Raw genomic sequence first — 24,008 nt, forward strand, 5'->3', positions numbered from 1 at the left:
AATTGAAATCGACACCGTCTCCACTACCGGCTTCATCGACGCAGCTCGCGGTAATTGCGCAGGCCGGTCCCGGCCGGTATGAGGCGCCCCATGATGACATTTTCTTTGAGGCCGAGCAAATAGTCCACTTTGCCTGCCGTTGCCGCATCGGTCAATACCTTGGTGGTTTCCTGGAACGAGGCCGCCGAAATGAAGCTTTGGGTGCTGAGCGAAGCTTTGGTGATTCCCAGCAGCAGCGGTTCAGCAGCAGCAGGACGCAGGTCCTGCTCGAGCAGCTTCTCATTGACCTGTTCAAAGATCGGCTTTTCGACGTGTTCGCCCATGAGGAATTCAGAATCCCCGGGGTCGGTGATGCGCACCCGTTTGAGCATTTGCCGAACAATGACTTCGATATGCTTGTCGTTGATTTTGACGCCCTGCAGGCGATAGACCTGTTGCACTTCATCCACCAGGTATTTGGCCACCTCTTTCTCCCCGAGAACCGTGAGGATGTCGTGAGGGTTCGGCGAACCATCCATGAGTGCTTCTCCGGCCCGCACATAGTCGCCTTCATGCACGCTGATGTGCTTTCCCTTGGGAATCAGATAGTCCCGGGGGTCGCCCACTTCCGGAGTGACGGTGACTTTTCTCTTGCCCTTGGTGTCCTTGCCGAAGCTGACGATACCGTCAATTTCGGTAATGACTGCATTTTCTTTGGGCTTGCGCACTTCGAAAAGCTCTGCCACGCGCGGCAAGCCGCCGGTGATATCCTTGGTCTTGGTGGTCTCCCGCGGAATTCGCGCCAGGACATCGCCGGGAAAAATCTGGTCGCCTTCGTTGACCATAATGATCGCACCAAGCGGCATGAAATAACGAGCATGTCCTCCATCACCGACCTTGGCCGTCTTACCCTTGGTATCTTTGATGGAAATGCGCGGGCGTACATCCGAATCGCGGTATTCCACCACCACCTTGCTCGATTTTCCAGTGACCGGATCGAGCTTCTCCTGCATGGTTTGACCTTCGACGATGTCGCCGAATTTCACTGCCCCGGACACTTCGGTCAAAATCGGAGTGGTGAATGGGTCCCATTCGGCCAGCAGTTGCCCGGCTTCAATGGGTTGACCGTCCTCCACCTTCAGCTTTGCCCCGTAAATGATCACATACCGCTCACGCTCACGCCCCGCTTCGCTGACGATGGCGATTTCCCCGTTGCGGTTCATGGCGACCAGATCGCCTTCGCGGTTGCGCACAGTGTGCAGGTTGACGAAACGGACCGTACCCGGATAGCGGTTGGTGACCGAAGTCCTCTCGATGCTCTTGCTGGCGGTGCCGCCAATATGGAAGGTGCGCATGGTCAACTGCGTGCCCGGTTCCCCGATGGATTGAGCGGCGATGATTCCGATGGCTTCACCGATCTGCGCCAGCTTCCCCTGGGCGAGATCCCGCCCGTAGCACATCGCGCATACGCCGCGCTCACTGCGGCAGGTCAGAGCCGACCGAATGAAGACCTTTTCCACTCCCGCCTCCTCCAGCACGGCGATGCGCTGCTCGTCGATTTCCGTGCCGGCAGGTACCAGGACTTCCGCCGTAACCGGGTCGATGATGTCCTCATGCGCGATGCGTCCCAGGATACGTTCACTCAAACGCTGAATGACTTCACCGGCTTCCAGCAACGCTTCGACCTCGATGCCGTCAATGGTCCCGCAATCATGTTCCGAGATGATCATGTCCTGGGAAACGTCCACCAGGCGACGCGTCAGATAGCCTGAATTGGCTGTCTTGAGAGCTGTATCGGCCAAACCCTTGCGAGCTCCGTGAGTGGAGATGAAGTACTGCAAAACCGTGAGGCCCTCGCGAAAGTTTGCTGTAATCGGGGTCTCGATGATTTCTCCTGAAGGTTTCGCCATCAGGCCGCGCATCCCGGCCAATTGCCTCATCTGATCCTTGCTGCCGCGAGCGCCCGAATCCGCCATCATGTAAATGGAATTGAACGCCTCGGTCTCACTGACTTTACCTTCAGTGCTGCGAATTTCCGTGGACGCAATCTCCTTCATCATCTCGGCCGCCACATCCTCTGTGGCCTTGGCCCAGATGTCCACGGCCTTGTTGTACTTTTCACCCTCGGTGATGAGACCCTCGTTGTACTGGCGATCAATTTCTTTCACCAGTTCAAATGCCTGATCGAGGATGAACTGTTTCCGCGATGGGATTACCATGTCATTGATGGAGATAGAAATTCCGGAATGGGTGGCAAACTGATAGCCCAGATCTTTCAGTCGATCCGCCAGCAATACGGTGGCTTTAACCCCCGCGGTGCGGTAGCATAGGTCGATGAGCTGTGCCAAAACCTTCTTGTTCATGACCCGGTTGACCGCCGAAAAGGGAATCCCCTCGGGCAAGATTTCCGACAAAAGAATGCGGCCGACGGTCGTACGCACGATCTCTTCGGCAATCATTTGTCCTTCTTCAATCGGCTCACCCACTTCAACCAAAACCCTTTGCCGCTCGCAGCTTTTCCCGTTCAGGTGGTATTGCTCCCGCGGGCCCGCACCATCGCGAACGACGATCATTGATTCGTTCGCCTCTTTAACAACGCCGCCCTTCTTGGCAAAAGTCTTGAACCGAACGGCTACGCTGGCATGTAAATCGACCTCCTGAGCATCGTATCGTTTGCGCACTTCCTGCGGGCTGTTGTAAATGGGATACCTGCCTTCCGCTACGGCTTTGGCTGTTTCCTCGGGGCTGCGGTAGACGGGCGTTTCTCCCTTGGCAAACGGTTTTTCCCGCGTCATGTAGTAAATGCCGAGAACGATGTCCTGGGAGGGCACAATAATGGGATCTCCGTGGGCCGGGCTGAGGATATTGTTCGTGGACATCATGAGGATGCGGGCTTCCGCCTGCGCCTCTATGGAAAGGGGCACGTGCACGGCCATCTGATCGCCGTCGAAATCGGCATTGAAAGCGGTACAGACCAGCGGATGCAGCTGAATCGCCTTGCCCTCGATCAAAATCGGCTCGAAGGCTTGAATGCCAAGCCGGTGAAGAGTCGGAGCACGGTTCAGCATGACGGGAAACTCCCGCACCACTTCATCCAGGGTGTCCCAAACCTCGGGCGGCTCCTTTTCGACCATCTTCTTGGCCGCTTTGATCGTGGTGACGTAGCCTTTCTCTTCCAGCTTGTTATAAATGAAGGGCTTAAAAAGCTCCAAAGCCATTTTTTTTGGCAGACCGCACTGGTGCAATCGCAAATTGGGACCGATCACAATGACGGTGCGGCCCGAGTAGTCGACGCGCTTGCCCAGGAGATTCTGTCTGAAGCGACCCTGCTTACCCTTGAGCATATCACTGAGGGATTTGAGCGGCCGCTTGCTCGCCCCCGTAATGGTTTTGCCGCGCCGGCCGTTATCGAAGAGCACGTCCACCGCTTCCTGCAGCATGCGTTTCTCGTTGCGTATGATGATGTCTGGAGCGTTGAGCTCCATCAGCCTTTTGAGCCGGTTGTTGCGGTTGATCACCCGGCGGTAAAGATCGTTCAAATCACTCGTGGCGAAACGTCCGCCGTCCAGGGGAACGAGCGGCCGCAGGTCGGGCGGCAGCACCGGAATAACGTCCATGATCATCCATTCGGGGCGATTTTCCGATTCCCGGAAAGCATCAATGATTTTGAGGCGCTTGGCCAGCTTCTTGCGCTTGGCCATGGAGTTGGTCTTGACCATTTCCTCGCGCAGTTCCGCAGCGAGCTTTTCCAGGTCCAGCGTAGTCAGCAATTGCTTGATGGCCTCCGCACCGATCCCGGCAACAAAACCGCTTCCGTACTCCTGCACCATCTGCCGGTATTTTTCCTCGGTGAGGAGCTCGCCCACGGTGAGCGGTGTTTCACCGGGATCCAAAACGATGAAGGAGTCGAAATAAAGCACCTTCTCCAATTCTCTCAGGGTCAGGTCCAGCAGGTTCCCGATCTTGCTCGGCAGACTGCGAAGAAACCAAATGTGCGCCACCGGCGCAGCCAATTCAATATGCCCCATGCGCTCCCTGCGCACTTTCGACTGGATGACTTCAACGCCGCATTTCTCACACACCACTCCACGGTGCTTCATCCTTTTATATTTGCCGCAGTTGCATTCATAATCCTTGATGGGTCCAAAGATACGAGCGCAAAAAAGCCCGTCCCTTTCGGGCTTGAAGGTTCGGTAGTTGATGGTTTCCGGCTTCTTCACCTCCCCATAGGACCATTCCCGGATCCTCTCCGGAGAGGAAATCATTATTTTTACAGCGTTAAAATTCAATGGGTCCTTAGGCTTAAGAAAAAGACTATAAAGCTCTTTCAAAAGAACCTCCTCGTCACTGTTTTAATTGGGCAGTGCCCTTAAGATATTAATTGCCTTCCTCTTCTTCCAGCAGCCTGACATCGAGAGCAAGGGCTTGCAATTCTTTGACCAGAACGTTGAACGATTCGGGCAATCCGGCTTCCAGAGTGTTATCGCCTTTGACGATTTTCTCGTACATGCGTGTGCGACCGGCCACATCATCCGACTTTACGGTGAGAAATTCCTGCAGGGCGTGCGCCGCTCCATAGGCTTCCATGGTCCACACTTCCATTTCTCCCAGCCGCTGACCGCCGAACTGCGCTTTTCCTCCCAGCGGCTGCTGCGTGACCAGCGAATAGGGACCGATGGAACGTGCATGAATCTTATCGTCCACCAGATGATGCAATTTCAGTATGTACATAACGCCAACGGTAATGGACTGATCGAACCTTTCACCGGTGCGCCCGTCATACAGCACCGCCTGGCCGGTCTTGGAAGCTCCCGCTTCTTCAAGAAAGCTACAAATTTCGTCTTCTTCCGCCCCATCAAACACGGGCGAAGCCACGTGCACCCCCTCTTTGAAATCATCGATCAGAGCCCTCAGATCTCCATCGGAAGCATCCTCGAAATAGCGGGCGAACTCAAACTGATTGTAGATGCGTTTAAGCTTTTCCTGGATGGTTTCTCGTTCCTTGTATTCTTCCAGCAGCTGTGCGATTTGCTGTCCCAACGCCTTGGCCGCCCATCCCAGGTGGGTTTCGAGCACTTGCCCAACGTTCATGCGGGAAGGAACGCCCAGCGGGTTGAGTACAATGTCAATCGGGGTGCCGTCTTCAAAGTAGGGCATGTCCTCAATGGGCAGGATGCGGGATACTACGCCTTTGTTGCCATGCCGTCCCGCCATTTTGTCACCCACTTGCAGTTTGCGTTTAACCGCAACATAGACTTTCACCATCTTAATGACGCCCGGCGGCAGTTCATCGCCCCGTTTGAGCTTATTGATCTTTTCCTCAAACAAGGATTTGACCAGGTCAACCTGCTCCCGGTAATTGTCCGTGATGGTTTGTACTTCCATGGACAGTGCCGGGTCTTTGGCGGCGCTTATCTGTTCCCAAAAAGCACTGGGAAGATTGCCGAGGGACTCTTCGGTGAACTCTTCCCCCTTCTTGATATAGATCTTTCTTCCGTCCTTAATGACGTTTTCCGCACTCTTTCCCTTGAGCAGGTTGCCCAAGTGCCGTACTGCACTTTTTCGAATGATATCCAATTCATCGCGCTGGTCTTTGAGGATGCGGGCGATTTCATCATCTTCAATCATGCGGGTGCGGTCGTCTTTTTCCGTACCCTTGCGGGAAAAAACTTTGGCGTCGATAATAATGCCTTCGACACCGGGGGGCACACGCAACGACGTATCTTTGACATCGCTCGCTTTCTCGCCAAATATCGCTCGCAGAAGCTTCTCCTCGGGAGTCAACTGCGATTCCCCTTTGGGGGTGACCTTTCCCACCAGTATGTCGTTGGGCTTGATATAGGCGCCAATGCGTATGATTCCGCTTTCGTCAAGATTTTTCAGGGCTTCTTCGCCCACATTGGGAATGTCGCGGGTGATGTCCTCTTTGCCAAGCTTCGTGTCGCGTGCCAGAACCTCGAATTCTTCCACGTGGATCGAGGTAAAAACATCATCTTTTACAATCCGTTCGCTCACCAGGATGGAATCTTCAAAATTGTAACCACCCCAGCTCATGAAGGCCACCATGACATTGCGTCCAAGAGCCAGTTCGCCATGGTCGGTGGAGGGACCGTCAGCGATGATTTGCCCCTTGCGCACCACGCTGCCCTGCTTCACCAGAGGTTTCTGGTTGATACAGGTATTTTGATTGGAGCGTTGAAACTTGGTCAACTTGTAGATGTCTACTGCACCCCCCAGTTCGAACTCTTCTTCCGTCGCCCTGATGACGATGCGCGTTGCATCGACGTATTCCACCACGCCCGATCTTTTGGCGATTACCGTAACCCCGCTGTCCTTGGCCACAATTCGCTCAATGCCCGTGCCCACCAGGGGGGCCCGGGTGCTGATGAGGGGAACGGCCTGACGCTGCATGTTCGAGCCCATCAGCGCACGGTTCGCGTCATCATGCTCCAAAAACGGGATCAGCGAAGCGGAAACACTCACCAACTGGTTGGGCGAGACGTCCATAAAACTGATTTCGTTCGGCGGCACCATGACGAATTCGCCAGCCTTCCGGGCGGAAACCTGCTCTCTGACATAGCGGCCCGATTCATCCAGGGGGGCATTGGCCTGAGCTATGGGGTAATCCTTCTCATCCATGGCGGTGAGATAACTCACTTCCTTGCTGGCCGTGGAACTGTCGACTTTGCGATAGGGTGTCTCAATGAACCCGTACGGATTGACCCGAGCGTACGTCGAAAGGGATACGATCAAACCAATGTTGGGACCTTCCGGGGTTTCGATAGGACAGATGCGCCCATAATGTGTCGGGTGCACGTCCCGAACCTCAAAGCCGGCCCGCTCCCTGGTCAATCCTCCCGGACCCAGAGCACTCAAGCGGCGCTTGTGAGTGATTTCCGACAGCGGGTTCGTCTGATCCATGAACTGGGAGAGCTGGCTCGTACCAAAAAATTCCTTAACCACCGCCGAAACCGGTTTCGCATTGATCAAGTCGTGAGGCATGAGTGCTTCCACTTCCTGCAGCGTCATGCGCTCTTTGATGGCCCGCTCCATCCTCACCAAGCCAATGCGGTACTGATTTTCCAACAGTTCACCAACGGCACGCACCCGCCTGTTGCCCAGATTATCAATGTCGTCAACCGGCCCCTGGGAATCCTTCAAACGAATGAGATGGCGTACCGCTACGAGTATGTCTTCGCGGCGCAGAGTGCGCTCATCAAGGGGCACATCCAGGCCCATCTGCAAATTGAGCTTCAAACGTCCCACTTCGGAAAGATCGTAATGATCGGGACTGAAAAACAAATTGTTGAAAAACTCTGTGGCCACCTCTAATGTCGGCGGGTTACTCGGTCGCAAACGGCGGTAAATCTCGATGAGAGCATCCTCTTGCGAGTTGACTTTGTCCAATAGAAGAGTATTGCGAAACGACGGACTGACATCCTGCCCTTCCAGGTGCAGCACTTCGATGGTGTTGATGCCGCGCTCCAACAGCTCGCTCACCAACTCTTCACTGATCGAATCGTTGCACTCGGCGATGATCTCCCCGCTGCTGTAATCGATGATGTCCTGCGCCAGCACTTGATCAATCAGGCCTGAGGTTTTCATGGGAAGACGCTGGATTCCAAGGTCCTGCAACCGTTTGAGGGTCTGCTTGCCGAGCTTTCTGTTTTTCTTGATGATCACTTCACCCGTTTCGGGATGGGGAATGTCCTCAGAGGCCCGGCTGCCCACGAGAATATCCGGGTTGAGTTCCTTTTCCGACAGGTTTTCATCGACCAGAAAGAGTCTTTCGCTCGGGTAAAAATAGTTGAGGAGCTCTTCGGCGGTAAACCCGAGGGCGCGCAACAGCACCGTTGCGGGAAATTTCCGCCGCCTGTCGATGCGCACATACAGAATGTCTTTGGGATCGAACTCGAGGTCCAGCCAGGAGCCGCGTAATGGAATGATGCGCGCGGAGTAGAGTATCTTTCCACTGGAATGGGTCTTGCCCCGGTCATGGTCAAAAAATATGCCCGGAGATCGGTGCAGCTGACTCACGACGACGCGCTCGGTGCCGTTGACGATAAAGGTCCCATGATCGGTCATCAGGGGGAGCGTTCCGAAATAAATTTCCTGCTCTTTGATGTCTCGAATGGATCTGACGCCGGTGTCCTTATCGGCGTCGTAGACCACCAGGCGCACCACAATTTTAACCGGAGCCTCATAGGTCATGCCGCGGGCGAGGCACTCGTCAACGTCATATTTCACTTGTCCAAAACTGTACTCGACAAATTCAAGGGAAGCAGTGCCGCTGAAGTCCTCGATGGGAAATACGCTTTTGAACACTTCCTGGAGCCCTTTGGTTTCTCTTGCCCCGGGAGCAACATCCAACTGCAGAAAGTTGCTGTAACTTTCCTTTTGCATCTGGATCAAATTGGGAATATCGATGATGTTTTGGATCTTGCCAAAATTCTTGCGTACCCGATATTCATGGGTTAAAGCCGTTGCCATGTCCACTCCTGCAACTAAACTAGATTATGGATTCAACCCGTAGTGGAATCTGCAAAAACACAAAGAAAACCGCGCCGTTAAAAAAATGGAAAATCGGAAACCAACTGATAAACTTCACGCCAGCCAGTTTCCGATATTCGGGTCAGGGAGAAGAGCTATTTTATTTCGACAGAGGCGCCCGCTTCCGTCAACTGTTTCGCAATGGCTTCGGCTTCGTCCTTGGGGATACCCTCTTTCACCGTGCCGGGAACACCCTCCACCAGTTCTTTGGCCTCCTTCAGGCCCAGGCTGGTGATGGCCCGCACTTCCTTGATGACCTGGATTTTCTTATCCCCAACAGCGGTGATGACCACCGAAAATTCCGTCTGTTCTTCCGCCGGTGCTGCTTCAGCCGCCCCTGCGCCGGGCATGGCCGCAACCGCCACAGGCGCTGCAGCACTCACTCCGAAACGGTCTTCCAATTCCTTTACGAGTTCACTCAGTTCTAAAACTGTCATGTTTTCAATGTAGGTGATGACATCTTCTTTGGTAATACCGGACATTCTTGAATTCCTCCATAAGGTTTAAGCTGCTTCTTTTTTCTCTTGAATTGCTGCAAGCGCGGTTACCAGAGCCCTGGGCAAGCCGCTCAACACCGTAACCAGCCCTGTGGGCACTGCGTTGAGCGTCCCCAGAAGTTTGGCAAGGAGCTCTTCACGGGATGGCAGTTCGGCCAGAGCGGAAACCTGATTGAGATCCAGCAGGCGCGCCCCTAAGGCGCCTCCCTTAATTTTCAGTTTGTCATTGGACTTACTGAATTTTTTTAAGACCTTGGCAGGAATGCTCGGATCATCATAGCCGATGGCAACGGCACAGGTATCTCTGAGCAACGGCTCCAGCACCGTGGCGCTGGTTTCTTTGGCCGCCAGGCGCATCAAGGTATTCTTGACCACTTGATATTCCACTTTTTCGGCCGCCAAAGCATCGCGCAAATCAACCATCTCAGCAACGGTCATGCCCTTGAAGTCGGTCAGGATGGCCGCACTGGCGCGCTTCAACTTGTCATGCAATTGCGCGACCACTTGTTCCTTTTTGGCTCGATCCAATGGTTACTTTCCCTCCCTTCTTCTGCCAGTGCGCTTTCACCTTACGGGGGACCTGAGTCGATCAATCGACTCGACAAAAGGGGTCCATTAATCTTGCAGGCCTGTTTGTCGCTCCATTCACCTCGGTAGGTTTCCCCTCTGTGGGCCGGTGCAGCGTGGCGGGGATTTAAACACTTCCTTGGCGTACCTAGCGTCTCCGATGATTGAAAGCAGCAAACGGCAGATAGTCAATTGCTCGTTTATTCGGTGGCTGATGCCGGTTTTAGGCGCACCAGCCAAATCAGGGCAATATGGCCTTCACCGCCAAAGGATCGACCTGAATGCCGGGCCCCATGGTGGTGGTGATGGCTATTCCCTTTACATAAGTGCCCTTGGCAGCGGTCGGCTTCAAGCGCACCAGGGTTTCCAAAAAGGCGGCGATATTTTGGCTCAACTTTTCCTCGCCAAATGAAACCTTGCCCATGGGTGCATGGACAATGCCGGTTTTTTCCACACGAAAATCCACCTTCCCGGCCTTAATTTCGCGCACTACCTTCTGCACATCAAAGGTGACAGTTCCCAGCTTGGCGTTCGGCATCAATCCGCGCGGTCCCAATATTTTCCCAATTTTGCCGACCGCTCCCATCATATCCGGGGTGGCAATGGTCTTATCAAATTCCAACCACCCTTCCTTGATCTGGTCGACAAGCTCATCTCCGCCGGCATAATCGGCACCCGAATCCAGGGCTTCTTTGACCTTCTCACCCTTGGCAAAAACCAATACGCGCACTTCCTTGCCAAGGCCATTGGGCAAAACCACTGTTCCCCGGACCATCTGGTCGGCATGGCGCGGGTCAACCCCAAGCCGAACGGCAATGTCAAGGGTTTCGTCGAAGCGAGCATAGGAACATTCCGCTGCTAATCTTAAAGCGTCCTGAAAGCTGTATCGTGCAAGGGGATCGATTTTTTCACGAGCAGCTCGGTATTTTTTTCCATGTTTTGGCATGCTGTCTTTCTCCGATAATGTAGCGATGGGCCGGCCTCACTCTACCTCTATTCCCATACTGCGAGCAGTACCCGCAATAGTACGAATGGCTGCGTCGATATCACGAGCGTTAAGATCCGGCATCTTCAGTTTGGCGATTTCTTCCACCTGCGCCTTTGTCACCCTGGCCACCTTGTTGCGATTGGGCTCACTCGACCCTTTGGCAATCTGCGCCGATTTTTTGAGCAGTATCGCTGCCGGCGGGGTCTTGGTAATGAAGGTGAAAGATCGATCGGCAAAAACAGTAATGACCACCGGGATGATCATGCCCTCCTGACCCTGGGTTTTGGCATTGAAAGCCTTACAGAACTCCATGATGTTCACCCCGTGCTGACCGAGAGCAGGGCCTATGGGCGGTGAGGGATTTGCTTGTCCGGCGGGAACCTGCAATTTGATATTCGCAACAACTTTCTTAGCCATTTGTTATCCTAACTCCTTACTCGTGACCTGTTAACAAGAGATGAAATCAGATGCGGTTCACCTGAACCAAATCAAGCTCCACCGGCGTTGACCTGCCAAAAATACTCACCAGGACGCGCACCTTGCCCTTATCCGGTATGACCTCGTCAATCATGCCGCTAAAGCCGGCAAAAGGACCGTCCACCACGCGCACTTCATCACCCCGTTCAAACCGGTACTTGGGACGCGGTGTCTGCGCACCCTCCTCCATCTGTTGAATGATGGTTTGTGCCTCATCGTCGGAGAGTGGAATGGGACGATCCTGGCTTCCGATGAAACCCGTTACCTTGGGAGTGTGGCGCACCAGATGCCACGTCTCATCGTTCAATTCCATCTGGACCAGAATATAACCGGGATAAAACTTGCGGGACGAAGCTTTGCGCTGTCCTTTTACCAGTTCAATAACCTTCTCGGTCGGTACCAGGATCTGTCCAAAGTAGGCTTCCCTGCCCTCATTCTTGATGCGTTCCTCCAAGGCCGTTTTAACCTTGTGTTCAAATCCTGAGTAAGTATGAACAATGTACCAAAGCTTCGCCACTGAATTACCCCGTATGTACGTTCGTTAACCCATGAAAAGATGCGCTCATCCGATAAGCAATCGTATGAAATGGCTCAATACCAGATCGACGATCCCCAGAAACACGCCGGAGATGATTACAATGACCAATACGACGGCGGTGGTCCCGATGGTTTCTTTTCGTGACGGCCAGACGACCTTGCGCAGTTCGTATACCACCTCGCGAAAATATTGGCGGATTTGAACCCACCAGGCCAGCCGACTCTCGTCCGATTTCTTCGAAGCTTTCCTGGGCGCGTCGGACCGCTTCGCCTTACCTGGTTTTCCGCTGCCCTTCTTCAAAGAGTCAGCCTTTTGAGCCTTACTGAACTGCTGGTCGTTCTCGTCTTTGCCGATACGGAACAGCTTCGACATATTCATTATGGCCTAGTCTCTTCTTAAGCTGTAATCTATGATATTGGACAATCCCCTGCTGGAAAACTTGCCCCTAACCCATGGAACCCCAAGGCTACTTGGTTTCCTTATGCTCGGTGTGGGCATTGCAAAAACTGCAATACTTGCGGAAGCTAAGCTTTTCCGGCGTCGTTCGTTTATTCTTCGTGGTTGTGTAATTACGTCGCTTACATCCGGAGCAAGCCAAAGTCACAAGGACTCGCATAATCGTTCACCCTGTTCTTTCCATCCATCATTCAATAATTTCAGTGATAACACCGGCGCCCACGGTGCGGCCGCCTTCACGGATTGCAAAGCGCAGCTCCTTTTCCAATGCAACCGGCGTGATCAAATGAACTTCCGTCGCAATGTTGTCCCCGGGCATCACCATCTCCACCCCCTCGGGCAACGTCATCACACCCGTCACATCCGTCGTGCGGAAGTAAAACTGCGGGCGGTATCCCGGAAAAAACGGCGTGTGACGACCCCCTTCCTCCTTCTTCAAAACGTACACCTCCGCCTTGAACTTGGTGTGCGGCGTGATACTCCCCGGCTTCGCCACCACCTGCCCGCGCTCCACTTCGTCCCGCTTCACTCCGCGCAACAATACCCCTATGTTGTCTCCGGCCTGTCCCTGGTCGAGCGTCTTGCGAAACATCTCCACACCCGTACAAACCGTCTTGAAGGTCGGCTTGAATCCCACGATCTCCACTTCCTCGCCCACCTTGATCACGCCCCGCTCCGCTCGGCCCGTCACCACCGTCCCGCGACCACTGATGGAAAATACATCCTCGATCGGCATCAAAAACGGCTTGTCTATGTCACGCACCGGCTCCGGAATGTAGCCGTCAATCGCTCCCATCAACTCAAATATGCACGCCGCCTCGGCACTGTCCGGATCATCCGATTCCAACGCCTTCAGCGCCGATCCCTTCACGATGGGAATGTCATCCCCAGGGAAACCATACTTGCTCAGCAGCTCCCGAAGCTCCAGCTCCACCAGCTCGATCAACTCCGGATCGTCCACCATGTCTACCTTGTTCAAAAACACCACGATGTAGGGAACCCCGACCTGGCGGGATAAAAGTATGTGCTCGCGCGTCTGCGGCATCGGCCCGTCATCGGCCGCCACCACCAAAATGGCCCCGTCCATCTGCGCCGCACCCGTGATCATGTTCTTGATGTAGTCCGCGTGACCCGGGCAGTCCACGTGCGCATAATGCCGCGTGTCCGTCTCATACTCCACATGCGCCGTCGCAATCGTGATCCCACGCTCACGCTCCTCGGGCGCCTTGTCAATCGCATCAAACGGAATGAACTCCGCACGCCCACGCTTGGCCAACTGCTTCGTGATCGCAGCCGTCAACGTCGTCTTCCCATGATCGATGTGACCAATGGTCCCTACGTTCACATGAGGCTTCGTCCGCTCATACTTCTTCTTCGCCATCGTACTTCCTCCTCAAAACATGGTTGTCATTTGACGATAAAGCGCATCGCATAAAGAAAGTATATGTGTGCTACTATTGCGGCCGTTCCTAAGGAAGCATGGTGGCTGGGCTGCCCTCATCCGGGAGAACAAAAATGGAGCCCACGACCGGGCTCGAACCGGTGAACCTCTTCCTTACCAAGGAAGTGCTCTACCTACTGAGCTACGTGGGCCCAACTGAGGGTAGTCGAGGCAGTTAGAAAAATTTGGGCGTGACATGCTAGCCTTCAGCTTCGAGTTGTGTAGCAAAGCTCACCCTGAACTATACTGCCCCCATTCACTACATGCAGTCTGGACGTTGGCCTGATGCCGCTAACTCCTACATGTGTTTTATGGGTGGTGGAGAGGGGAGGATTCGAACCTCCGAAGGCTTCGCCGGCAGATTTACAGTCTGCTCCCTTTGGCCACTCGGGAACCTCTCCACAAGCGTCACTGTCTTGTTAAGTCAAGTAAGCTTTTATGACTACCACAATAAAAACTGTAAGGCAACCATTTTTTTACTGGAGCTGGCGAAGGGACTTGAACCCCCAACCTGCTGATTACAAATCAGCTGCTCTACCGTTGAGCTACGCCAGCCTCACGTGCTCCCTTCTAAACTTTCCGGCAACAAGATGCAAGCAAAATTCATCGCAAATCCGTCACCGGCGGCGACGCAGGCAAGGGACAGCCCTGCAGCCCTCTTACAGGGTGGTCACCGGATCTCGGTCGATGGTCAGCTGAGCCCGCCGAAACCGCCGGGCAGCTTTCGCCTGCTCCATGACCTTGCAGATGAAGTCCCGCAGATCCTGATTGGTCCAGGTCTTGACAAAAAGCTGCCAGCGAAAGCGACGATTCAGCTTTGCCAGCGGCGCCGCAGTCGGTCCGAGAACGGCGATCGGTCTGTCCAGCAAGCGGAACTCCTGAGCTTCCCGGCGACATAACACGGCCAATTCTTCAGCCGCCTCGCGGGCCACATCCTCCACCGTCGAAGTGACCAACAGCTTGGCCATTCGCGTAAAAGGCGGGTACTGCAGTTCTTTTCTGGAGGAAAGCTCGCGCTCACAGAAAAGATCATATTCCATACGCATCACAGCCTCTATGGTATAGTGATTCGGATTGTAGGTCTGCAGGATGACACGCCCCGGCCTTTCCCCACGGCCGGTCCGGCCGGCTACCTGCATGAGGATCTGCACAGTAGACTCGCCTGCGCGGAAGTCGGCGATCTGCAGTGCGGTATCCGCGTTGATGATGCCGACAAGAGTGATGTTCGGAAAATCATGACCCTTGGCAATCATCTGGGTCCCGATAAGCACATCGACGCGGTGCTCCCTCACCGCATTAAGGGATTGCACCATATCTTTGGGTCGCGTGATGGTGTCCCGGTCAATGCGCACGACGGCGGCCGCCGGCAGAAGCCTTTTTATTTCTTCTTCAACACGCTCGGTCCCAAAGCCGCGCAAAATCATGCTGGCATTCCCGCAGATCGGGCATTCCCGGGGGAGCCCACGGGACCAGGCACAATAGTGACAACGCAGGCGGCCCTCTTTTTGATGATAAGTCAGGCTCACGCTGCAATGCGAGCACTGCAGCACATGGCCGCAAACATGGCATAGCAGAAAGGTGGCAAAGCCTCTTCGATTAAGAAAAATAAGTGCCTGCTCCCCCTGCTCGATGGTTTCACTCAGCGCCTTCTGCAGCTCTCTGGAAAGTATCGACGCAGCATTGCCCCGCCTGCGCATATCGACAATGCTCAAGCCGGGCAGAGGCCGTTCCAGGATCCTTTTGCTCAGGCGAATTGCGCGATAACGGCCCCGCCGGGCATGATGATAGGACTGCAGCGAGGGGGTGGCGGAACCGAGTATGATCGGTATCGACAACATGCGCGAACGTACCAGGGCAACATCCCGCGCGTGGTAGCGCAACCGGTCTTCCTGTTTGTAGGAAGGATCGTGCTCCTCATCCACGATGATCAGACCAAGCTTGGCAACCGGCATAAAAACGGCTGAGCGAGCGCCGAGAACGACTCTTCGATTGCCCGCCAGGATTTCTCTCCACTGATCGTAACGGGCGCCGATTGCAACAGCACTGTGCCACACGGCCAAAAGATTTCCAAAACGCTGCCTGAAAAGGGCTTCCAGCTGAGTACTGAGGGCAATTTCCGGCACCAGCACAAGGGCCCCCCTACCCAGCTCCAAAGCCTCCTCTATCAGCCGAATATAGATTTCCGTTTTACCGCTGCCGGTGACCCCGTGAAGTAAGAAGGGAGAAAAGCAGGAATCACGAATATGCGGTGAAATTTTTTCAAGCGCCCATTTCTGCTCGGGGGTCGGGTGCAGTGGTGAACCGGGAGGCAAGACCTGAGCGAGATTCGCCTCGCGCAATTCCTCGACCTTATCCAGTGCCACAAAACCTTGCGTGTCCAATTTCTTCAACCAGTAATCAAGATTCTTCACCCCCCTGCGCAGATCTCTCACAGCAACCGGCCAGCCTCCGGCGGCCTTCAGCAGGTCAAGCAACAGTGCAAGGTTGGCATTGCTGCCAAGCCGTTCGATGCCAGAGGAGTTGATCAGCCGCACCACGCGTATGCGTCTGGGACTCAGATTCGGCCGCCGCCATTCACAGAAATGTTCCACCAATCCCGCCTGCCGGCAACGTTCCAGTTCTTTCTTGACAGCATGGAATTTGGTCGGCGAAATCTTTTGCAGACGGGCAAGGTCGAGCGGACCTTCTCGCAGCAATACCTGCAAAATATCCGCTGCATCGGCAGATCGCGCTGCGTCTTTTCCTTGATCGGTCAGGCGGTAACAGCTCCATGAGGTACTTTGAATCCCCGAGGGCAGAACCACCTTGAGAACTTCCCCCAGGGGATAAAAGTAGTACTCGGAAACCCAGCGACACAGTTTGATCAGGTCCAGGGGGACAACCGGCTGGGGATCGACCACATCCAGAATGGGACGTAAAGCAACGTTTTTGGCAAGACGCGGTGGAGATTCCTCGACTTGTACAATCAGGCCGAGCGTCTCGCGTCGTCCCAATGGAACAATCACTCGCTTGCCCAGCTCAACTTTGCCGCATAACGCAGCAGGGATTTCGTAATGGAGAGTTTTGTCAAGGGCGGCAAAAACTGCAATTTTGGCGAAACCATTTGCCACGTGAACGAATCACTCACCTGCCTGAGATATATTTTTGATCTGTGTGAACCGCACGCTGCCCTGCCCACGCAGGACTGCCAAATATCCGTCGCGTTGCCTTTGGAAATCGGCCAGCTGGGATTTCTCCAACGAGCGCGCGTTGGGGAAATCGGTTTTGAGGAAATTGATGGGCTGGTTATCCTTGTAGAAGCGAAAATCCAGGTGGGGTCCCGTTGCCAGCCCCGATGAACCGACGTATCCGATGACCTCCCCCTGCTGCACGGTGCTGCCCGTCCGCAACCCCTTGGCGAACCCCGCCAGATGCCCGTATGTGGTCTTATAGCCCTGGCCGTGACGAATCTCTATATAATTTCCAAATCCGCCCTTGCGACCCAGGTAACTTACGGTCCCATTTCCCAGACTACTTACGGGAGCCCCGTGCGGCGCAGCGTAATCGATTCCCAAATGAGGGCGGTAGATCTTCAAAATAGGATGCATGCGCTTGTGTGTGAAGGTGGAACTGATGCGGCTGTAGCTTAGCGGCGCCTTAAGAAAGAGTTTGCACAATGAACGGCCGTCAGCATCGAAGTACCCTTCATAGCCGTCGTTGAGCTTATAGTAAAACGCCTGATAGAGCTCCCCGTCAACCGTCATTTCAGCGGCCAGGATGGCGTCCACCCTGACCCGCCTGCCGTCTTTCACTTCTTCCCGAAAATGGACGGCAAATGTATCGCCCTCTCGCAGATCGGTGACAAAATCGATGTCGTACGCGAATAGATCCGCCAGTTGCAGGATCGATGCACCCGGCAAGCCCGCTCTGATGCAGGAATCATAAAGATTATCCGTGATGGTCCCCTTGACCGTCTCGACCACAGTGATCGACGGTATTCTGTCCTTCTGGCATTTCCAGCCATCGCCGATTTTACGGAACGTATAGGTCGATCCATCAATGGTGGAATACACAAACTTGACAACCTGCTGGTCCTCGCGACGGATGTGCAGGGTAAGCTCGTCATTGGGGCGCAGGTCGCTCAGCTCACAATCTTCCTGGCACGATTTCTGCCATTCGGCAACACATTCCACCGGCAGGTTGAATCGTTGCAGCACCTGGTGCAGAGTGTCGTTGGGTTCAATGGTGTAATGCTCGACCGCAAGAAGCTTGTGGTATTCTTCCGCAAGAGCAAACGAGTCGGGGTATTGATAGATGACCTCGGGTAACGGCGGCAAAGCATCCGGAGGAGACAGAGCGGTTTTCCACCATATGGCCATGGCTCCGGAGATGAAACACACGCAGACCAATCTCCCCCACCCGCGACCCTTGTTTCGCGAGGACGACGCCGCCTTCCGGGATGCCAGTCTGACCGATGCTGAAGCCTTCATCGGGTCTGCTACTAGCACAAACCATGTTTTACGGTCAAAAAAAATCGCTGAACAGCGTTCACTTTGGTCCGCACACCATGGCAATTTGGTGCTTGCTAACCGCCAATGCATGTGTATATTTTTTGCACGATGTCTTGTGCAGTGTTGTCGGCGCACAGACACCGGGGTCGATTATGCGGGGCATTGCAGCAGGGTGCTGCAGCGGAGGGAGGGTGGCCATCTTCATTGCGACAGCACATTCGGCATATCCATTCGGGCCAAGATAACGGGTGATGGATGCAGTCTTCAGGCTCAGGTGAGAAAGAGATCAACGAAATGATTGGCGCGACCATCCGCACAGAAGACGCAGCCGTCATTCAACCGACCAGGGGGAAGCGGGAACCCCGGCTTCCTGCAACAGCACTGCTGGTATTCACGCCACAGGATATTGGCCTGGTCATCGACCGATTTGATGATCCCCCGCAACATTGCCACACACTTTATCTGGCAAAAGTTCATGTGGGATTTTACCAGGGCCGGCAGATCGCCGTCGCCGGTCCTTCCCTCGGCGCCCCACAAACGATATTGATCCTGGAGAAGCTCATTGCCCTTGGTGTACGCAATTTCCTGGCATTTGGGTGGTGTGGGTCGCTCCACCCAGACGTGGTCATAGGGGATGTCATCATGCCAAACAGCGCCGTGTCAGAAGAGGGAACCTCCCAGCATTATCCGCTGGGCACGACGCAACCCGGCCCGGCACCGGAAATTCAGGAAATGCTGCGACAGGCGCTGCAAGCAACCGATGTCAAATTGCATGAAGGCGCCGTGTGGACGACCGATGCACCCTTCCGGGAAACGTTGAACAAAGTTGTGGCCCTTCAGAACAAGGGCATTTTGGGCGTGGAAATGGAAGTATCCGCGCTCTTCACCGTGGCCCGATTTCGCGGGGTCCGCCTGGCTGCCGTTTTGGCCGTATCGGATGAACTCTTCAGCCTCAGCTGGGTGCATGGCTTCAACCATGCCGTTTTCAAGCGAACCAGGCAGCTGCTCGCGGATTTGATCATTCAGACCGCTTGCAGCCTTGCTCCGCCTTTATAGACGAACTGCAGCACCGGTAGCGGCCCCGGGGTCAGTTCGCCGCTAACGAGCACGAGAGGAGAGGCACTAATGAGTAACCGGCGCGTTCATGTTTGGGTCAGTGGCCGAGTGCAGGGGGTCTTTTTCCGCAGCTACACTCGAGACGCCGCCCTCCAACGGGGGCTGAAGGGATGGGTAAGAAATCTCCCCGACGGACGAGTGGAGGCCGTTTTCGAGGGCGACAATGAACGCGTGGAAGACATGCTCAGCTGGTGTAAGAGCGGCAGCCCGCTCGCCCGGGTGGAATACCTGGAAGTGCACGAGGAAGAATTCCGGGGCGATTTGCTGGAATTTGAAATACGGTATCCAGGATGAACAAGCTTTACGAGCTGTGGGAAAAGTTCATCAACTTCCTGGCGGAATATGACAGCCAAAAGATCACTGAAATAATCCGTCAACTCAATTGGAATGAGGTGCTGTACAAGCCTCTCTTTTGGGTTTTGGTCGTGCCGATGTTTGGTTATTTGCTGTGGAAAAGGCGCTTTCAAACATTGTTGCTCATTTTTTCTCTGGTTCTTTTTGTCATGCTGGCACTGTACACCCTGCCTCCGGCAGGTCAGCCCATTCCCCTGAGCAAAATCCTCTCGTTCGCTGGAGGCAGCATCGCGCTGGTTGCAGTCAATCTCTACTTCTTGTTCGTAAGAAGCTGAACAGCCACGCAGCACACGCCAACGGCCGGGCGGTACTTATTTTGTGCTTTTGACCTCTGCACCATTGACTCGTTCCTTAAGTTCCTTACCGACTTTAAAGAAGGGCAGCTTTTTGGACTTCACCTCAATGAGCTCGCCGGTTTTGGGGTTCCTGCCCTTATAACCGTCGTAATCTTTCACCTTGAAACTTCCAAACCCTCTAATTTCCAGCCGATCACCACGAATCAGGGCCTGCTCCATGCTGTTAAAAGCGACATTGACCGCCGTCTCCGCAGCCTTCAAAGTAATGCCTTCGGCTTTCGCCAAAGCTTCTATGAGTTGACTCTTAGTCATTGTTTCTACTCCTTGATGCGCCGTCAAATGTTAGTGAATTGTCTCAATTCTTTCGACATTTCCTAAATAGGGTTGCAAAACCGGCGGAATCAATACGCTCCCGTCTTGCTGTTGAAAATTCTCCAGAACCGCCACCAATGTTCGTCCGACGGCCAACCCCGAGCCGTTGATTGTGTGAGCGAGCTCGGTCTTGGACTTACCCTTGCGGCGCAACCGGATGTTGGCCCGTCTTGCCTGAAAATCTTCAAAATTGCTGCAGGAAGAGATTTCTCGGTAAGTGTTCTGACCGGGCAGCCACACCTCGATGTCATAGGTCTTGGCAGATGAAAACCCGAGATCTCCCGTGCAAAGACTCACTACTCGATAGTGTATGTTCAGTTTCTGCAAAATGGTTTCAGCGTTCAGGAGAAGGTTCTCCAATTCCTGGTACGATGTATCGGGGCTGACTATTTTAACCAGTTCCACTTTGTTGAACTGATGCTGGCGGATGAGTCCCCTGGTATCCTTGCCGTAGGATCCCGCCTCCGATCGGAAGCAGGGAGTATAGGCCGTATAATATTTCGGCAGGTCTTCCTCCTCCAGCACTTCATTCATATGAATATTGGTTACGGGTACTTCCGCTGTTGGGATGAGATAATAATCGCGCCCTTCCAGCTTAAACAAGTCCTCCTTGAATTTGGGCAGTTGACCGGTGCCGACAAGACTGCTGCTGTTGACCATGAAAGGAGGCAGCACTTCGGTATAGCCATGTTGGCGCACGTGCACATCCAGCATGAAGTTGATCAGGGCGCGCTCGAGTGCTGCTCCCTGTCCCCAGTAGAGCGCAAAGCGTGCTCCCGTCATTTTGGCGGCTCGCTCAAAATCCAGGATGCCCAGTGATTCCCCTATGTCCCAATGGTTCCTGGGGGCAAAGTCGAAAGCAGGCGGACTGCCCCACGTCTTGATGACCGGATTGTCCTTTTCATCCCCCCCGACCACCACTGATTCATGGGGCATATTGGGTATCAAAAGCAGCTCATCGTTCATTCTCTCTTCAATAACGGCCAGCTCCTGATCCATCGCCTTGATGCGCTGTGCGACATCTTTCATGTCCTCAATGAGCCGGGAAGCGTCGCGCTTTTCCCTTTTGGCGAGAGATATCTCCTCGGAGGCAACATTTCGCTGACGCTTCAGTTCCTCCACTTCCACCAAAATACGGCGGCGGTTCGCATCCAGCCGGACGAGCCGGGTCAAATCCATGTCCAATTTCCGGTTGCGCAGCATTTGTTGAACTTGATCCATATGGTCACGGACGTATTTGAGATCCAGCATAAGTTCCCTTCCACTCCCGAGATCGACTCGCAAGCCTATGTTTTTTAACAACTTTTAACAACTAACAAACGCCTAGATTCTTAACATCCACCCCTCGACCTTGTCAATTCCTTTTGTCAGTTCAATAGGTTGGCTTAACATCACGAGATTCTGGAGTGGCGACGGAGTTGCGTGTGAACAGAAATGCCCTCGATCGGTCTTAGTCAAGCTTTGCGCTGATCACTTCGATGCTGTAGTCACTGAGGGCATCAAGCTCCGGCAAGTTATGAAAAACCAGCATGAACGGCACTCGGTTTCCGGGCAGGATGTGTACATTGGACAGGTCTCTCCCTTCGCGATTCATCATCTTGTCCTGGATTTCGGTTATGGAAAGTTTTGTCAACTCCTCTTTGAGGATGGGATTGCCACAAAAGCATCGTTGGCTCTGGGCCACCTGATTGTCGGTATTGTACAGCTTCCCTTCCAGTAAAATGAAGCTCACCGGCCTTGTCGATTCATTGGCCACCTCTCCCTCGATGACAAAAATCTGCCCTGCATTGGCACTTTCGAGGAAATACGCCTGAGTGGTGTCCATGATGGTGACAGTCGGTGTTTCCTCGACAGATGTCGCCGTCTGGCTTCCCGTGCCCGGCTTTGACGAAAAAAGGGAATCCTTGTAGACAGCGAGCAAAGCTATTCCTACCCCGACGATGAGCAGTATCCCCAGCAGACCGATGAGCCGCTTCTGTCTGCTGCGTTTATTGGCCAGATAAAGGGCTGCCGGCCCGGGCATGGGTGGAACCTGGGAGAAATCCTCTTCAAAATTCAAATCGTCTTCAGGGAGTTCCATCTGTGGCAGTAATTCTTCCTGAGGTCTGGAAACAGAAAAAGTATGTCCACAGCGCGAACACCGGACCTTGGTGTGGTCCTTTTTTAACCGGGCAGGATCCAGGCGAAATTTAGTCTTGCACGATTCGCAGGTGACAATCATGAAAATTCCTTGTGGTTGCTAAAGTCTCGCAAAATAAAACATCATACCGGTCGACGCCGGACATGTTATGCAACTCGCTGGCAAAAGAAAAGCTAGGTGAATTGAACTTCGTAAATCCCCGGAAGATTCCGGTGCCTTTCCGAAAAATCCAGGCCATATCCCACCACGAAACCTTTTTCCAGTGGAATACAGACATAATCGATCGGCACCTCCTTGCTGCGGCGTTCATACTTGTCAATGAGCGCGCATATTTTGATGGATGCGGGCGAACGCCCCTGCATCTTTTCCAGATACCAGGCCACCGTCGTGCCCGTGTCGATGATGTCTTCCACCAGCAGGACATCACGTCCCTCGACGGCGAGCTCGATGTCCTTGGTGATCTCAATCTGTCCGCTTGTTTCCGTTTTCGTTCCGTAGCTGGCCAGCCGCACAAAATCGATCTCGACCGGGACCGTCAGGCGCCGGGCCAGGTCAGCCAGAAATATGAAAGAACCTTTCAGGATGCCGATGAGAACAAGGGACTTGCCTTCATAGTCCTTGTTGATACGCTCTGCCATTTCGTCCAGATGACGTCGCAGTTCATCGGGCGAAATGAGCTGGGTCAACCGGTAGTCGTGCATGCTGCTCCTCCAGGACCTTACGTCCGCATATGTCATTTGCAGTCTTCGAGATGCTGCCACCTTAGCGAAAATTATCCGAAAGGTCAATCAAGATTCTGTTTAACTGCCTAAAAATATTAATATTCTATTTTAGCTGCACAGTCTTTGAGCAACGCGCCGTAAACGCGCACCAGCCGGTCTATAAATGCCCGTCAATTAAGCCCAAGCGCCTTGAATGCAGCGGTTTTTAAATCGCCATAAAAGATTGGATCGACATTTTCCAGAACGTCGGCGCTGACGTCAAAGAAGTTGCGCTTGTTTTCAATAGGAATGAGCGCTCTTTTTGCTCCGCTGTCCATGCCGACCTGCAAGGGCTCTACGAGCGATCTGACGGGTTTGATATTGCCTTGGATGCTCGTGTCGCCCAAAATGAGAAGAGCGGGTTGGGGAGAACTTTTGCGCAGGATTGAAAAGCAGGCCACCAGAAAGGCCACGCCGACTTCTGCTTCCACGCCGTTTCCGAGTAGGTCAATAGACTCGACATAAAAATCCGAAGTGTCGACTTCTCTGGCAACGCCGAGCATTCCTTTATTCGACAAGAGATAACTGAAAGCACTCTGGATGGATTCTTTGAGCATTCCCTTCACACCACCGGTCAGTTTGAGCTTGCTCGTTCCAGTCGATGTACTCACTTCAACCCGATACAGACCAACAGTTCCATCGCCACTGACGGATTCCGTGTAAACAGTACCCGGCGGAAGTGGATCGGCAGATATCAGGTCACGCCCGCCCTGCTCTTTGACGCGGCTTTGAACTCTGGTCGCTTCATCCGGCCCAATGTAGTTTTCAGCCAAAATGTCGTTCACCACCTGCAGCCCCATCTGGATGGCCAGTTCGTCGGATGAAGCGCAATACTTGCCGAGCAGATATTCCAAAACGAAAACGGGCACATTGGCACCCACCTTCACCTTGCGAACCAGGTCCTTGCGTACGACTTTGCCGGCGAAGACCCGGTTGACCTTATCGTCGAGGGCGTCTCTTGAAGGATGGTGTTCCTCATTCATCTG

General features: G+C 53.8%; 20 protein-coding genes, 3 tRNA genes and 1 pseudogene. 3 read left to right on the forward strand and 21 right to left on the reverse strand.

Annotated features, from left to right (window positions below; translation table 11 throughout):
• Window positions 1-32: 32 nt before the first annotated feature.
• From K1V27_RS13420 to K1V27_RS13490, 15 genes are all read right to left on the reverse strand, one after another.
• Complete coding sequence (locus K1V27_RS13420) at window positions 33-4,310, reverse strand: DNA-directed RNA polymerase subunit beta' (protein ID WP_309574015.1); 4,278 nt, start codon at window positions 4,308-4,310, stop codon at window positions 33-35.
• Window positions 4,311-4,356: 46 nt separating this feature from the next.
• Complete coding sequence (gene rpoB, locus K1V27_RS13425; RefSeq protein ID WP_258930540.1) at window positions 4,357-8,469, reverse strand: DNA-directed RNA polymerase subunit beta; 4,113 nt, start codon at window positions 8,467-8,469, stop codon at window positions 4,357-4,359.
• A gap of 155 nt (window positions 8,470-8,624) precedes the next feature.
• A complete protein-coding gene (rplL, locus tag K1V27_RS13430; RefSeq protein WP_258930542.1) occupies window positions 8,625-9,011 on the reverse strand; it encodes a 50S ribosomal protein L7/L12 in 387 nt (128 codons plus the stop codon).
• A gap of 21 nt (window positions 9,012-9,032) precedes the next feature.
• On the reverse strand, window positions 9,033-9,554 hold the full coding sequence (gene rplJ / locus K1V27_RS13435; protein ID WP_258930543.1) for a 50S ribosomal protein L10: 522 nt from the start codon (window positions 9,552-9,554) through the stop codon (window positions 9,033-9,035).
• Window positions 9,555-9,834: 280 nt separating this feature from the next.
• Window positions 9,835-10,539, reverse strand: coding sequence for a 50S ribosomal protein L1 (rplA, locus tag K1V27_RS13440; RefSeq protein WP_258930544.1), 705 nt, complete (start codon window positions 10,537-10,539; stop codon window positions 9,835-9,837).
• A 36-nt stretch (window positions 10,540-10,575) separates the two neighbouring features.
• Complete coding sequence (rplK, locus tag K1V27_RS13445; RefSeq protein ID WP_258930545.1) at window positions 10,576-10,998, reverse strand: 50S ribosomal protein L11; 423 nt, start codon at window positions 10,996-10,998, stop codon at window positions 10,576-10,578.
• A 46-nt stretch (window positions 10,999-11,044) separates the two neighbouring features.
• On the reverse strand, window positions 11,045-11,575 hold the full coding sequence (gene nusG, locus K1V27_RS13450; protein ID WP_258930546.1) for a transcription termination/antitermination protein NusG: 531 nt from the start codon (window positions 11,573-11,575) through the stop codon (window positions 11,045-11,047).
• 45 nt (window positions 11,576-11,620) lie between these two features.
• Complete coding sequence (secE, locus tag K1V27_RS13455; RefSeq protein WP_258930547.1) at window positions 11,621-11,974, reverse strand: preprotein translocase subunit SecE; 354 nt, start codon at window positions 11,972-11,974, stop codon at window positions 11,621-11,623.
• A gap of 88 nt (window positions 11,975-12,062) precedes the next feature.
• Window positions 12,063-12,212: a 50S ribosomal protein L33 gene (rpmG, locus tag K1V27_RS13460; RefSeq protein WP_258930548.1), complete on the reverse strand. Its 150-nt coding sequence runs from the start codon at window positions 12,210-12,212 to the stop codon at window positions 12,063-12,065.
• A 27-nt stretch (window positions 12,213-12,239) separates the two neighbouring features.
• Window positions 12,240-13,433, reverse strand: coding sequence for an elongation factor Tu (tuf, locus tag K1V27_RS13465; RefSeq protein WP_258930537.1), 1,194 nt, complete (start codon window positions 13,431-13,433; stop codon window positions 12,240-12,242).
• 135 nt (window positions 13,434-13,568) lie between these two features.
• A tRNA-Thr gene (locus K1V27_RS13470) sits at window positions 13,569-13,645 on the reverse strand.
• A gap of 164 nt (window positions 13,646-13,809) precedes the next feature.
• Window positions 13,810-13,894, reverse strand: a tRNA-Tyr gene (locus K1V27_RS13475).
• Window positions 13,895-13,973: 79 nt separating this feature from the next.
• Window positions 13,974-14,048, reverse strand: a tRNA-Thr gene (locus K1V27_RS13480).
• 104 nt (window positions 14,049-14,152) lie between these two features.
• On the reverse strand, window positions 14,153-16,603 hold the full coding sequence (priA, locus tag K1V27_RS13485) for a replication restart helicase PriA (RefSeq protein WP_258930549.1): 2,451 nt from the start codon (window positions 16,601-16,603) through the stop codon (window positions 14,153-14,155).
• Window positions 16,604-16,612: 9 nt separating this feature from the next.
• Window positions 16,613-17,872, reverse strand: a complete 1,260-nt coding sequence (locus K1V27_RS13490; RefSeq protein ID WP_258930550.1) for a M23 family metallopeptidase — start codon at window positions 17,870-17,872, stop codon at window positions 16,613-16,615.
• A 405-nt stretch (window positions 17,873-18,277) separates the two neighbouring features.
• Between K1V27_RS13490 and K1V27_RS13495 the strand changes: the two genes are divergently transcribed.
• From K1V27_RS13495 to K1V27_RS13505, 3 genes are all read left to right on the forward strand, one after another.
• Window positions 18,278-19,039, forward strand: coding sequence for a nucleoside phosphorylase (locus tag K1V27_RS13495; RefSeq protein WP_258930551.1), 762 nt, complete (start codon window positions 18,278-18,280; stop codon window positions 19,037-19,039).
• 69 nt (window positions 19,040-19,108) lie between these two features.
• On the forward strand, window positions 19,109-19,393 hold the full coding sequence (locus tag K1V27_RS13500) for an acylphosphatase (protein WP_258930552.1): 285 nt from the start codon (window positions 19,109-19,111) through the stop codon (window positions 19,391-19,393).
• Window positions 19,390-19,728, forward strand: a complete 339-nt coding sequence (locus K1V27_RS13505; protein WP_258930553.1) for a hypothetical protein — start codon at window positions 19,390-19,392, stop codon at window positions 19,726-19,728. The genes K1V27_RS13500 and K1V27_RS13505 overlap by 4 nt, the downstream gene beginning before the upstream one ends.
• Window positions 19,729-19,764: 36 nt before the next feature.
• Here K1V27_RS13505 and K1V27_RS13510 read toward each other — a convergent pair whose 3' ends face one another.
• From K1V27_RS13510 to K1V27_RS13530, 6 genes and pseudogenes are all read right to left on the reverse strand, one after another.
• Window positions 19,765-20,061, reverse strand: coding sequence for an HU family DNA-binding protein (locus K1V27_RS13510; RefSeq protein ID WP_258930554.1), 297 nt, complete (start codon window positions 20,059-20,061; stop codon window positions 19,765-19,767).
• Window positions 20,062-20,091: 30 nt separating this feature from the next.
• Complete coding sequence (serS, locus tag K1V27_RS13515; protein WP_258930555.1) at window positions 20,092-21,372, reverse strand: serine--tRNA ligase; 1,281 nt, start codon at window positions 21,370-21,372, stop codon at window positions 20,092-20,094.
• A 199-nt stretch (window positions 21,373-21,571) separates the two neighbouring features.
• Window positions 21,572-22,201, reverse strand: coding sequence for a DUF3426 domain-containing protein (locus tag K1V27_RS13520; protein ID WP_258930556.1), 630 nt, complete (start codon window positions 22,199-22,201; stop codon window positions 21,572-21,574).
• 42 nt (window positions 22,202-22,243) lie between these two features.
• Window positions 22,244-22,342, reverse strand: a pseudogene (locus K1V27_RS22825) (zinc-ribbon domain-containing protein); the annotation flags it as partial.
• 92 nt (window positions 22,343-22,434) lie between these two features.
• Window positions 22,435-22,962 (reverse strand): hypoxanthine phosphoribosyltransferase, encoded by a 528-nt coding sequence (hpt, locus tag K1V27_RS13525; RefSeq protein ID WP_258930557.1) that lies wholly within the window; start codon window positions 22,960-22,962, stop codon window positions 22,435-22,437.
• A gap of 191 nt (window positions 22,963-23,153) precedes the next feature.
• Window positions 23,154-24,005, reverse strand: a complete 852-nt coding sequence (locus tag K1V27_RS13530) for an anti-phage BREX system Lon protease BrxL (RefSeq protein ID WP_258930558.1) — start codon at window positions 24,003-24,005, stop codon at window positions 23,154-23,156.
• Window positions 24,006-24,008: the final 3 nt, after the last annotated feature.

It is taken from the genome of Desulfoferrobacter suflitae, assembly GCF_022603395.1.
Lineage (GTDB): Bacteria > Desulfobacterota > Syntrophobacteria > Syntrophobacterales > Syntrophobacteraceae > Desulfoferrobacter > Desulfoferrobacter suflitae.